The 13,624-nt window shown below is 40.3% G+C and carries 10 protein-coding genes; 3 read left to right on the top strand and 7 right to left on the bottom strand.

The genetic code is table 11. From position 1 onward, the window contains the following. Window positions 1–230: 230 nt before the first annotated feature. Together AACZ88_RS22345 and AACZ88_RS22350 are read left to right on the top strand one after the other, a co-directional pair. On the top strand, window positions 231–578 hold the full coding sequence (locus AACZ88_RS22345) for a YciI family protein (RefSeq protein WP_339715506.1): 348 nt from the start codon (window positions 231–233) through the stop codon (window positions 576–578). Between the two features lie 7 nt (window positions 579–585). Continuing rightward, entirely contained in the window at window positions 586–1,842 is a 1,257-nt protein-coding gene (locus AACZ88_RS22350; RefSeq protein WP_339715509.1) for a sigma-70 family RNA polymerase sigma factor, read from the top strand. A gap of 96 nt (window positions 1,843–1,938) precedes the next feature. On the opposite strand, the gene AACZ88_RS22355 is transcribed toward AACZ88_RS22350, so the two are convergent. The 3 genes from AACZ88_RS22355 to AACZ88_RS22365 form a co-directional block, all read right to left on the bottom strand. Then, entirely contained in the window at window positions 1,939–4,485 is a 2,547-nt protein-coding gene (locus AACZ88_RS22355; RefSeq protein WP_339715511.1) for a phosphoenolpyruvate carboxylase, read from the bottom strand. 392 nt (window positions 4,486–4,877) lie between these two features. Then, window positions 4,878–5,564 carry a uracil-DNA glycosylase family protein gene (locus AACZ88_RS22360; protein ID WP_339715513.1) on the bottom strand — a complete coding sequence of 229 codons (687 nt, stop codon included), beginning with the start codon at window positions 5,562–5,564 and terminating at the stop codon, window positions 4,878–4,880. Window positions 5,565–5,637: 73 nt separating this feature from the next. Continuing rightward, on the bottom strand, window positions 5,638–9,090 hold the full coding sequence (locus tag AACZ88_RS22365; RefSeq protein ID WP_339715516.1) for a pyruvate carboxylase: 3,453 nt from the start codon (window positions 9,088–9,090) through the stop codon (window positions 5,638–5,640). A 221-nt stretch (window positions 9,091–9,311) separates the two neighbouring features. Here AACZ88_RS22365 and AACZ88_RS22370 point away from each other — a divergent pair, with 221 nt between their 5' ends. After that, complete coding sequence (locus AACZ88_RS22370) at window positions 9,312–9,440, top strand: 30S ribosomal protein THX (protein ID WP_339715518.1); 129 nt, start codon at window positions 9,312–9,314, stop codon at window positions 9,438–9,440. A gap of 4 nt (window positions 9,441–9,444) precedes the next feature. Here the strand turns inward: AACZ88_RS22370 and AACZ88_RS22375 are convergent, their stop codons facing one another. The 4 genes from AACZ88_RS22375 to AACZ88_RS22390 form a co-directional block, all read right to left on the bottom strand. Further along, complete coding sequence (locus tag AACZ88_RS22375) at window positions 9,445–9,804, bottom strand: hypothetical protein (protein WP_339715521.1); 360 nt, start codon at window positions 9,802–9,804, stop codon at window positions 9,445–9,447. Window positions 9,805–9,860: 56 nt separating this feature from the next. Continuing rightward, a complete protein-coding gene (yaaA, locus tag AACZ88_RS22380) occupies window positions 9,861–10,622 on the bottom strand; it encodes a peroxide stress protein YaaA (RefSeq protein ID WP_339715523.1) in 762 nt (253 codons plus the stop codon). A gap of 174 nt (window positions 10,623–10,796) precedes the next feature. Further along, window positions 10,797–13,037 carry a hypothetical protein gene (locus AACZ88_RS22385; protein ID WP_339715526.1) on the bottom strand — a complete coding sequence of 747 codons (2,241 nt, stop codon included), beginning with the start codon at window positions 13,035–13,037 and terminating at the stop codon, window positions 10,797–10,799. A 32-nt stretch (window positions 13,038–13,069) separates the two neighbouring features. Continuing rightward, a complete protein-coding gene (locus AACZ88_RS22390) occupies window positions 13,070–13,531 on the bottom strand; it encodes a GyrI-like domain-containing protein (protein WP_339715529.1) in 462 nt (153 codons plus the stop codon). Window positions 13,532–13,624 lie beyond the last annotated feature (93 nt).

A 13,624-nucleotide genomic window follows, 5' to 3' on the forward strand; every position in this document is an offset into this window, starting at 1 on the left:
CCCGATTAATAGTCTGCTCTAATTGACCGTGCCGCTATAGCTTATTGGTTCAAAAAAGTGGAAACCGCGAAGCAAGCCTCAAGGAATTTATAAAAAGGAATCCAACAAAAAAGAAACATCTTGACATTCAATTTAGAAATAATGCACAGAAAATTAAAAAAAATGTCCCCCTTTTAGTTTCTAGTTTCGTCATTACTATGAATGATTTTATTAATTTAAACAAAAAAGAAATGAAAGAATTTATGATGATTTTTATCGGAGCCGATTATCAAGAATTAGGGTTGTCCCCCGATGAGCTACAAAACCGCATGGGGAAATGGTTTGCCTGGAACAATAAAATGGAAGAAGCTGGTATTCTAAAAGGTGGTAACGCCTTGATAAGTACCGCAAAATGTGTTTCGGGGCCCGACCGAACCATCGTTGATGGCCCTTTTGCAGAAAGCAAGGAGCTTATTGGCGGGTATTATATCGTAGACGCCGAAAATGCAGACGCGGTCGTTACGATTGCCCAAGACTACCCCGATTATGATTTGGGCGGTACCGTAGAAATACGGGAAGTTATGGTCTTCGATCAATAGAAAATTCATGATCAAGCAGCAGAAAATAGACCATCTTTTCCGTCACCAGTACGGGAAGATGGTCTCTATTTTAACCCGCATATTCGGATTATCGCATTTAGAGACCATTGAAGATGCGGTTCAAGATACTTTCTTGACGGCTACTTTGAAATGGCGAAATGAACTGCCAGAAAACCCGGAAGCATGGCTGACCAAAGCTGCAAAAAATCGTGTTTTAGACCTACTTCGAAAAATTACCGCCGACCAAAAGCGAATTTCAAATTTGAATAGTGGCCCATCGGCCATTACCATCAACCATCTTTTTTTAGATCATGAAATCGAAGACAGCCAATTGCGTATGATTTTTACGGCCTGTCACCCTGAACTAAAAGCGCAAGACCAGATTGCCTTTGCCCTTAAAACCATTGCCGGATTTAGTAGTAAAGAAATAGCATCGGCACTATTGTTAAAAGAAACGGCGGTAAAAAAGAGGCTGACCAGGGCACGAAAAACCATTAAAGATAAATCAATCACTTTTGAACTACCCGAACGTAACACCATAAAAAATCGGCTGCATAGGGTTCACGAAGTTATCTACCTGATTTTCAATGAAGGATTCCATTCCAATAGAAAAGATATGCTCATTCGAAGGAATCTATGCGGTGAGGCCATACGATTGTGCCAATTGCTATTGAAAAAAGAACATTATAGAACTGGCGGCGGTTATGCCCTATTCTCTTTACTTTGTTTTCATGCCGCTCGTTTGGAAAGTAAACTGTCGGAAGACGGAAAAATAATAGACCTTAAACATCAGAATCGGTCGTTGTGGTATGCGCCATTAATAGCATTGGGAAAAGATTCCATGACTAAATCATACCAATACAACGAAATATCGTCGTATCAAATGGAAGCGGCCATTGCCTCTGAACATCTTAAAGCCAAAACTTTCGGTGACACGGATTGGAGTAAAATATTGGTGTATTATCAAAGCTTGGATAAGCTACAAAACTCATCTTTTACCTCATTGAACATCGCTATCGTGCTTTTACAGTTGCAACGTAACGACGAGGCGCTTAAAGTTCTTTCTGAAATTGACCCCGATCAACTAGAGCAACGCGCGTATTTATTTTATGGAACCCAAGCCGAATACTATAAAAACACCAATGAAATCGGCAAAGCCATTGATTCACTCGACAAGGCCCTGCAGATGGTCAGCAATTCAAGTGAAAAAGCGTACTTGAAAGCGAAAAAGACCGTACTTCTAAGCAACCTCACCCGCCCTTAACCTCCAAAACACTAAAAACCAACGATCATTTACATTCTTTAACCAAATATAAATAATCGTTGACCGAAAAAGCTAAAAAGGTTCGCCCCTCAGAAATTATGCTGAATTTCTACTGGCATTAATATTACCGTATAATGATCTGGTGACAATCTTTTCGTATTCTTTTTTATAGCTGGTTTTCTGTCCAATTTTCTGCAGGGCATATTGCTGTATCGCCAATAACGGGAGTACAATACTCTCACGAATTTTTATGGACTCTCGGGAAACCGCTTCATTTTCCATTAATACTTTACTACCGGAAATCAAAAGCAACATCTCTTTTGAAAGCTTATATTCTGTATGAAGAATATTCCAGAACTCCCCATATTCCTCATCCTGTTGCATATAGCTTGTCAATTCAAAATAACATTTCGATAATGACATCATACTATTTAGCATCAGAGCTTTGAAAAAGGGCACATCTTTATACAGCTTTTTGAGTTCACGCAGCCTGCCGGCATCCTTAAATGTTTTTATAGCCGTACCGATACCGAAGTATCCTGGTACGTTTTGTTTTAACTGGCTCCATGAACCTACAAAAGATATGGCCCTAAGGTCGGTGAGCTCTAATTTCTTTTTATTTCCCCGTTTACCCGGCCGACTGCCAATATTGGCCTTTTGGTAGTATTTGAGGGTACTCCTATTTTCGAGATAGGAAATAAACATTTCATGGTTTTTCAACGCATCGTATTTCTCGAAACTTAAATCGGAAAGTTCTTCGATAAGTTTGCGATCCTGTCTGGAAATAACGTTCTCTTTCCCAAAGAGATTATTTGAAAGTCCTGCCGTCAACAATTGTTCACTGTTATGAATAAATTGCTCTTTGGTACCGTAAGTGCTCGTAATGGTCTGCCCCTGTATGGTTAGCTGTATCTCATTGTTGGCAATATTCTTGGTCTGCGCCGCATAAAAACGGTGCGTTTTTCCGCCACCACGTGCCGGCGGCCCACCTCGACCATCAAAGAATATGGCTTTAATACCATTTTTATCACTGACTTTAGATAAGGTTTCCTTGGTTTTGAGAATAGACCAGTTGGCTTTGAGATAGCCACCATCTTTAGTACCATCGGAAAAACCGAGCATAATGGTCTGATTGTTATTGCGGCTTTCAAGGTGTTGTCTATATTCTGGTAAATCGAACAAAGTCTGCATGGTCTCTTCTGCCGCTTCCATGCCCTTCATGGTTTCAAAAAGCGGAACAATGTCAAATGTAATTTCCTTACCGGACCAACCACACCATCGAAACAGGCCATAAACAAAAAGTATGGCGAAAATGTCTTCGGAATTACTAATGATATAACGGTTGCAACCGTCTTCGCCATTGGTATCTTGAATACGCTGAAGTTGCGATATGTTAGTAATAGTATCCTTTATAATATCCTCTTCATAATCTTTGGCATTCAATTCGATATTTTTATGAATAAGAATATCAATCAACGCTTCTTCAGAAAGCTCTTCTATAGATTCTTTTATGAATTTATTATTCTTCAACACAGCTTCCACCACTTTTTTATGGATGCTATTATCTTGTCTAATATCTAAAGTGGCAAAATGAGTTTTAAATATTTTCACCTTATCGATAAAATAATCCAGCTCCTTTAGATACAGGCTATGGTATTTCTCGACAAGTAGGGTTCTAATCTCTAAAAGCGGTTCTATAATGGCATTAAAAGTTACTGTTTTCTTTGTATCGAACATTGCCATATACAAATTGCCCCGCAGCTTCTTGATCAGTTCATGAACGTCTTTAAATGTTAGCTTTTTCTGAAGCTGTTTTAAATCATTATAATAACATTTCATCAAGTTTACGCGAAGCTCATCAGCCACATCTTTAGTAATATCGGCAGTTACGAAAGGATTACCGTCACGATCGCCGCCTGGCCAAAAACCTAATTTAACGATATTATGATTTTCAAAATCTTCTTTGTGGATATTTTCTTTGATATAGGCGTACAAATCGCCGACCGCATCATAATATACATGGCGCAAAATATAAATGATATTTTTAGCCTCATCTAAAGGTGTTGGCTTTTTGGCATTGATCAACGAAGTCAAGCCCAATTGTTGAAGGGTGATATCGATATCATCAATACGATCCTCAAGAATAAGCGACCTTAAATCGGATATAATATCTAAAACCGCCGGGGTGTAAAACTGCGTAGGGTGCGCCGTAAGCACGATGCGGGCACTGAAGGTAGATAGTTTTTTAGAAACCTTGTCCCAACTTTTATTTTTGTCTACCAGTTCAAAATAATCTTTAATAGATAATGACCTTCTATGCTGTTGTAATTTAGGAAAAGCAGCATCTTCAACACTATCGTACAAAACAACTTGGCGTTCGACATACTGAATTATTCTGAACATAAAATCGATCCGTTCTTCCTCCGATTCAATATTGGCATAATTCTGAAAAAACGCTTCCAATATTTCTTGCGGATTCTGCCCTGCTTTGAAACCTTTTTTACATTGATCGAGCAACAGGGGAATCAGCATTCCCACATTTTCTATATTCCGGTACGGAAGATTCAAAAATAAACTGTTGTAAACATTGAATTTATTGTTAACCGATTTCTTAAACTCATTTAATCTCTCTAACTGCTGCATATATAATTTTAAGTATGGATTGAAAAACGTACGTTCGAGCGTACATCAATCAACCTTCGATTGAAAGTTTAAATATCGGGATAAATACCTTGTTGCCCGAAGCTTTTAAACGCAAATAACAAATTAATCTTACTACATGACAAAAACAACACAGTTCACAACAATAATTTCACTTTACTGTATGGAAACCCTAATTTTATCCTATTAAACAAAACAAAGTAATTTTTTCATTTTCATATAGTGTTCTCGTGAAGGAGCCTTATCATAAAAGATAGGGCTCTTTTTAGTTAGTTCCGTTTTTGTACTTTTTACTTCGCAACGCTTACACTACCCCTATGCATCATAGCCATTTCTCATAAACTCAAAAGAAATTCAAATTCATCGAACAACTATCAAAAGAAGTCTTGGTACTGCAGAACCCTAAAATCTAACGTGTTGAATTTTGGATTTTGGATTTTCATTTGTTTATACTCGTCAAGACTACCCACTGCTCTATTGGCAGCACCGGAAGGAGCAGTAAGTGAAACGGTTCTGACCATACGGGATGCGCTGTTCTTCAACACCATGTCTTCCCGTGGTGGAAGGATGAACTCATGAATTCGCGGAACTCGGTCAGAAATGACCTTTAGCTTTACCCCCCATTCTTTTAAATGTTTCCTAAAAAAATATTCAGGACCATTTTTACTGTTTCCCCCTGTAAACAAAAGCGTATCTATATTGGGATAATCATGTAGAAAGCCCAAGATATTGCGCAGTTCAATATTTCGCATTCCCAAATCGGAAGCATCTATTTTTTCTCTTTGTGCACTAGCAACGATATCACAAATACCAATTTTACGCTGCTTCAAAAATGCCTTGCGTTGGGTAACGGCAAGGTCTGAATTTTCGAATTTCAAATTTAAATCAAAAATTTTATCTAAAATAGGCCATAACTGACCATCACGGCTACCGTAGCAAAAATCAACATCTCCCTTTTTAAAGTCTCCTGTCGTAAAACGTGGTGGAGGTAAGGTACCTACAATAAGCTTTGTCGCAGATTCAAATAGAAAAGGTGCATACGGGTGTGTATGTAAAAACATCTTTTATCACGAATTAAGGCGGCCATTGTCACAATTTCATTTGAGAGATCAGCACCACAAAACGATTTCCATTTTATTTGAGCACCAACACCAAGTCGTCACTATTGACCAATGATCCGCCACTCAATTGAATTTTATCGACCACACCCTCTTCCGTTGCCGTTACCGAAGTCTCCATTTTCATGGCCTCGATGATGAACAACGGTTGATTACGTTTTACTTCTTGTCCTTTTTTCACCAACACGTTCGACAACAGCCCTTGCAGGGGTGCACCGATCTGTTTTGGATCTGAGGCATCGGCCTTGACATTTTCCACTTTGTCGACCTTTACCGCCGTATCTTTGACGATAACATTTCGCAACTGCCCATTTACCTTAAAAAAGATGCTCACATTACCGGCCTCATCGGGCTCTCCCTTTAGCATTAATGAAATCAAAACATTCTTGCCCCTATCTAATTCAACCATAATTTCTTCCCCTATTTCCATACCATAGAAGAAGTTTTTGGTAGGTATGTTCATCACGTTACCATATTTCAAATGATTGTTATAGGCATCGGTAAAAACTTTTGGATAGAGCTTATAAGATAAAAAGTCGGTCATCTCAAGTTCACGGCCCATGCCCTTATTGAACTTTCGTTTAAATGCCTTGAATTCCTTATCAAAATCAATAGGTTCCATTTGAGCATTCGGCCTACCGGAATAAGGTTTTTCATCTTTGAGAACAATCTTCTGTAGTTTCTTGGGAAAACCACCAACAGGCTGCCCCAAATCTCCCCTGAAAAAGCTCTTGACAGATTCGGGGAACGAAATATCGTCACCTCTTTCCTCAATATCTTTTACACTAAGGTTGTTGCTGATCATATATTGTGCCATATCGCCGACGACCTTTGAACTCGGAGTCACTTTTACGATATCACCAAAAAGTTTATTTACCTCACCGTACATTTTGGTCACCTCAGGGAATTTATCCTCAAGGCCCAAAGCAATGGCCTGGCCTTTCAGATTAGAATATTGTCCGCCTGGTATTTCATGGCCATATACTTCTCCCGTACCCGATTTGAGTCCAGATTCGAACGTATAATAGTAATTTCGAACAGTTTCCCAATAGTTGGAATATTCGGCCAGTTTCTGGGTATTGATCGGATTCTCTCTTTCGTGAAACCGCAACATTTCAACAACGGAATTAAAATTGGGCTGCGAAGTGAGTCCTGACAATCCTCCCAAGGCTACATCAATCACATCGACACCTGCTTCTACGGCCTTCAAATACGTCGCCGTCTGTATCGAAGAAGTGTCGTGTGTATGTAAATGAATAGGAATATTGATTTCCGATTTCAATGCCGATATCAATTCAAAGGCGGCATTTGGTTTTAAAAGTCCCGCCATATCCTTCACGCCCAAAATATGGGCTCCGGCATTCTCAATATCCTTGGCAAGTTGCAAGTAGTATTTTAGATCATACTTGGTTTTCGAAGCATCTAATATATCACCGGTATAGCAAATAGAACCTTCTGCCAAGCCTCCTGTTTTGGTTCGCACATACTCGATACATGGTGCTATGGACTCCATCCAGTTCAACGAATCGAATATTCGAAAAACATCGACACCCGTCTCCCAGGCCTGTTCTACAAATTTCTCTATTAGATTATCAGGATACGCAGTATACCCTACTCCGTTTGAACCACGAATCAGCATTTGCAACAATACATTGGGCATAGCCTGACGTAGCAGCGCCAATCGCTCCCAGGGGTTCTCTTGCAAAAAGCGTAGACAAACATCAAAGGTAGCTCCACCCCAAACTTCCATACTGAAAATCTCAGGATGGTTCTTGGCATAGCCTTCCGCCACCTTCATCATATCGGCCGTACGCATTCGTGTTGCCAATAGACTTTGGTGCGCATCGCGCATTGTAGTATCGGTATATTGTATTTTATTTTCTTTTTTGAGCCACTGTGAAAATCCTTCAGGGCCTAGTTCGGTCAACAGGTCCTTCGTCCCTTTTGGATACCCGTCAGTCTTCGGAAAGGTCGGAACAATGGGCTTTGAAAAAACATGGTTACGATCGTATTTTTTTACATCAGGGTTTCCGTTTACGATGGTCTCTCCTAAATATTGCACTAGTTTATTAGCACGATTTCGTGGCTCGGTAATCTTGAAAAGGTCCGGCTCGTTTTTAATAAAATTCACCGTTACCTTGCCTTCCCTAAAGGTCGGATGCTTCAATATGTTGTCTAAAAAGGCCATATTGGTGTTCACTCCTCTTATGCGAAACTCTGCCAAGGCACGGCGCATTTTTCGGCAAGACCCATCCAACGTTCGACTAATTGCTGAAACTTTTACCAACATCGAATCAAAAAACGGGGAAATGCTCACCCCTTGATAGATACTTCCAGCATCTAATCTGATTCCCAGACCCGAGGCGCTCCTATAAGTGGTAACTACTCCATAATCGGGCTTAAAATTATTCCCCGGATCCTCAGTAGTTATACGGCATTGTAGGGCATAACCCGTAATCTGAATCGCATCTTGATCTTGTATCTTTATTTGTTGGTCGGATAGTTTATACCCTCCAGCAATAAATATCTGGGCCTTTACCAAATCGATATTGGTAATCATCTCGGTAACCGTATGTTCTACTTGAATTCGAGGGTTCACCTCTATAAAGTAAATACTGCCATCATCATCGACCAAAAACTCTACGGTACCAATGTTATTATAATTTACGGCCTTACAGATATCGATAGCATAGGTATACAGACTGTCTTTTGTCTCTTGCGGAAGCCCTACTGACGGCGCAAACTCAATTACCTTTTGATAGCGTCGTTGTACCGAACAGTCGCGCTCGTATAAATGAACGATATTACCGTGGGTATCGGCAACAATCTGTATTTCAATGTGCTTTGGATTTTCTACGAATTTTTCAAGGAACACCGTGTCGTCGCCAAAAGCGTTCAATGATTCACGACGGGCTTCTGGAAAGGCTTTTCGCAATTCATCTTTGGAGCGAATTACACGCATACCTCGCCCCCCTCCGCCTGAAGCAGCCTTTAACATAATAGGATAACCAATTTTATCGGCCTCCGATAAAGCGATATCAATAGTATCAAGGTCTTGGTCGCTACTTCGAATGATGGGCACATTGTTGGCAACCGCAACCTGCTTGGCGGTTATCTTATCGCCCAGCGCCTTTAATACGGAAACCTTCGGTCCAACGAAAATAATGCCGCTATCGGCACACTTCTGGGCAAAGGTTGCGTTTTCTGAAAGAAACCCGTAACCGGGATGAATCGCATCAACATCATTGTCTTTGGCTACTTTTATGATATTATCCATATCTAAATACGGACGCAGGGGTTCAGTGTCTTCACCAATTTGATAAGATTCATCAGCCTTATAGCGATGCAGTGAATAGCGATCTTCATAGGTATAGACACCAACGGTCTTTATTCCTATTTCAACACATGCCCTAAAGATACGAATGGCAATTTCTCCCCTATTCGCTACTAATACCTTTTTAATTTCCATAAATTCCTTATTATTAATGAGCTGACCGCAGTTATATCCAATCGGAGTGCATTGTCACAAAACTACTGTTTTTGACGAAGTATAACAATACGAGAACTTTATAAAGTTGGGGAATTTGTTACAATTCAGTAGTAAATAGCGGAATAAAAACGTTGAAGCCCCTGATTTGATTATTACAAAAAAAATCGTTAAATTTTAACAAACAAAAAATCAATTTTACATTGGGAAAAGGAGATAAAAAATCAAGAAGAGGTAAAATATCAAACAAATCTTACGGAGCTAGAAGGCCAGGAAAAATCAAGAAAAGACCGACTGCCGAGGAAAAAATAAGTATTGCAAAAAAGAAGTAGAAATTCAATCTTCCAGAATATGGAATTTTAATCCCGCTTCATTTGATACGGTATCTATTTGAAAGGTGTACAACCGAAGCATGACCGAGTCTATTTCAAAATTACCTACGGTTTCCTCAAGTTCTAAAGAATCAGCCTTTATTCTCAAAAATTCAGGCAAATCCGAACTATCATATTTTTGATAAGGAGTTACCTCTTTTTGAGCGACTTCACCGTATTCGAGCGAATCGATATAAACCTCAGTCAGGTCGACTGCACTGTTATTGCGTACCCGTATTTGGGTTCCAGATAGGTTGTCGTCATAATCGGTACAACCCAAAACCACAATACAACTAATAAAGGCAAGCGCAAAAAACTTTTTCATAGCAATTTTAGATAGCAATTCATCTATCTAATTAACGCTGTCTTTTGCATAATATTTTATCGAACGAAAACGGGTTGGTTCGCTTTTAAGGTATGGGCTTGACTAAATTCATATCCGTCAATATTAAAACCTTTGATATCGTCCAACGTTTTTGCATTGGAATCCAATATGAAACGAACCATAGAGCCGCGAGCTTTTTTGGCAAAAAAACTAATAACCTTAAGCTTGTCATTCTTCCAGTCTTTAAAAACAGGTGTAATAACAGGCACTTTGAGTTGCTTTTCATCGATTGCACCAAAATATTCATTGCTCGCCAAGTTGATAAAAAGTTCATCATTTTGCAGGGTTGCGTTCAAATGTGCAGTAAGTTCTTTTTTCCAAAATTCGTAAAGGTTCTTTTTTCGCCCTATTTTCAATTGGGTCCCCATTTCCAAACGGTAAGGCTGTATGAGGTCAAGCGGTTTTAAAACACCGTACAACCCCGATAGTATACGCAGGGTATCTTGTAACCGATCTAGTTCTTCTTCAGATATGGAGTAGGCATCGAGCCCTTGATAGACATCACCGTTAAAGGCATAAACAGCGGGGCGTGCGTTTTCGGGTGTAAATGGCAGTGAAAAATTTTGGTTGCGCTCCCAGTTCAATTCGGCAAGGTTATCAGATATACCCATCAATTTCGACAACGCCTTTGGTTTTTTCTTCTCAAGAATTTTGTTCAACTTTTCGGCCTGCTCCAAAAAAACAGGCTCAGTATATTGGGCAGTAGGCAATTTGCTATCAAAATCAAGTGATTTTGCTGGGGATATTACAATCTTCATCTTCTAAATTTTGCTTAAAAATAGGAAAGAATTTTAAGTTCAAGCTATGAACTAAAAAGAGATTCACAATGCCTTTATCGAAAAAATTTATATAACCTGCACCATACAATTTACGAAGCAAAACGGCCACGAGAAATTTCAAACACCGACAATACCCCCTATCTTAAAGGCACATCATCTGACCCCCACCGGTTGATAAGCCTTTAAGACAAACGTTTTATTGTTTACCGAAATAGTTACATCGCTATCTGTCTCTATCTTGACAATTCTACCATTTTCAAGTTGTGAAATAAATCCACAAGCAGTATTCAAAACCAATTCTGCGTCGCCATCTTGATCAATATCCAATGTTTGACCATAACCGCCGGCCATTTTCTTTCCAACGTACAAAGTGCCATCTACGCGTCCCAACAGGGATGAAAATCCATTTTCCGTTAGCCTAAAACTTTCTTTCACATTAATTACTTCGGGAGCCCCTTGTAACTTCGGATATACAAAAACAATTGGCCGATTATCCGAAGAGCGGAATTTAACGGGTAACAAGGTACCGTAGGTACTTTCGATTGCCAAGCCATCTTGCTCCGCTTCCATAGTTTCGTTCAGTCCTATGAAGTTTTGTGTATCACCACTTGATCCGTATCCCGTACTGGCAATTTTGCCTCTTATTTGAGTGTGTAAGGGACGCCCATCATTAACCAATAAAGGTATTGTCAAACCAAATGGCGTATTCTGTGGGCTAGAGAGATAGGTCATTACCCCGTCTGGGGTTACAACAAATTTTTGTTCAAACTGCGGACCTCCCCAGCCCGTGATACTTGCATAGGTGATTTTAAATTTTATCAATAAAGGATGTACAAATTCAGTGGTCACCGCACCTTGATAGTGTTTGGCCATATCGGCGATACGAACCGTCTTGCCCTCTTTCTCCCATGTAGGCCCAAAGGTCAATCCTGTTTGTGGATATATATCATCGGTTGGATTTCCAAGTGTGTTACTACTAAGTGCAGGGTCTACGGAAGCATTGATTCTTTTACCATCGGAAGGACCAAGGCGGTCGTCCCAGCCCATTTTTGAAAATCGCACACCTCCCAACGGCGTCCAGTACTCATTGTATTTGGGCACGGACGCTCCGCGCAGGTTTATAAACACCTGCATTCCGCCAGCGTTAGCCGTAAAGGTAGAAAACCGATTACCAGTCTGTATGGCGTATCCGCCAATTTCGGTTGGCGCAGGTACTTCCTTGATCTTGGAAGAACGAATTAAAAAAGCTTCGGCAAGGTGAAACATCATGGCCCCACTATAATTGCCCCATTGACTTGCAGGCTGATAACCGGTGCGCTTCGACAAATCAAAATGGTTTTTGGCAATCGAATAGGATCCGTTCCACAAAGTGTCAGAACGCTTCCAGCGCGCAATACTTTGAAATGCCAATAGGGCCGACCTTCGATACCGCCCCGCGAGTTCTAGCTGATTTTGTTTGAAGGCATCCTCCGCCAATGCCTCGAAAATAAGTTGGTACAGAATATCATTGAACACATGGTTATCTGTTCTTCCGTTTGGTGGGCATTGCCCTGTGGGACTCATCAACAACATCGAGGTCGCCCCTCCCCTGCGAACAACAGCTTTTATCTGATCGGCTGATGGGCCATCATACACCAGTGCCATCGCCGTTAAATTGCCTCGGCCAACGGCCTCGACAGCTAAAGATTGAGGGTCGCTGCTCCAATCTTCATAGAGGTTCCACTTCGTAAGTCCGATACGTTGTAACTGCCCATAGTTCTTCCAATTATCCTCTATGAACTCAACGGTGTTTTGCTTGTCGATAAAACCATGGCTCGCACGCCCCCATTCACCCTTCATCGCATAGGTACGCCAATTGTTTAAATGGCTGCCTATGCCATCCCAAATACTATCCAATGGTGTAGCCATCATTTCGGTCCATTGTTGGTATTTTTTCTTTGAAACATGACTTTTATACAGCTCCATAGCTTCGGCCAGCGCCGCAATATAGAATTCTCCATGTCTATCGGGAATGCTATCATTACCATTCGAAAAGTCGGTCAACGCCTTTTCCATGGCCAGCACTCCCGATGGCAACATTTCAGAGGCGTAGCCAGAATCAACAAGCGCTGCTACAGCAAATGCATAATAAGGTGTACTATATTGGTGCTCCCGATGTAAAAAAGGATCAATGATGGCACCACGCTCATCTTGAAATCGATGGGCCACATCGACCATTCCTTTCACGGCATCCAAATAATACTCTTTCGGAGTTTCCAATGGTCTCCAATCGGGGGAGGTCAAGTGATACTTAATTTCAGGAAGGCTTTCAGGCAAATCTTGACCCAAAATAAAGGTGCAACCAAAAACGATAAAAAAAAGTCCCTTACATAAAAAAAGAATATTTTTTCCCATTGGTTCGCACGCTTAAGAATTGATTTTAATTATTATTCCCCGACTGCTACAAAAATGTCCACCTCTGCGTTTTTCGGATCTTGTGACTTTTCACCATAAACCTCAAAATCGGCCGTATAGGATCGCCGTAACGGTGAATTCCATATCCTTACCCAAGTTTTATAGACCACTCCTTTTGATAAATCTCCCTTGGAAACGAACTTCACATAGGTTCCTCCTTCAAAACTTTCACCGACCATACCTTCAGGAATATCATCCAAAGTGTTCACCCTGCAACCCAAAATAGTGTCATATGCCCCCTTATGATCGCTTTCGTAATGTGTATAGATTGACAATATACTACTATCAATTCTATTGGGAATTTTTTCGGCAATATTCGCTACAATAAACTTCTCCCATAACCGTGCGATATCTTGGGTCTTTTGAATATCTTCGTTAGAGGTCGATATTGAAATACCAATAATCTTGAATGGCTGGATTTTAATTTTTTCCATAATCTACATTTTAAGTTTAATCCAAAAGTAGAAGAGCAATATGACAACAGTATGTCAACTTCAACTTTCGAATCTTGAGATTATATGGGATTT

Origin of the sequence: uncultured Kriegella sp., from assembly GCF_963975415.1 — a bacterium.
In the GTDB taxonomy this organism is placed as follows: Bacteria; Bacteroidota; Bacteroidia; order Flavobacteriales; family Flavobacteriaceae; genus Kriegella.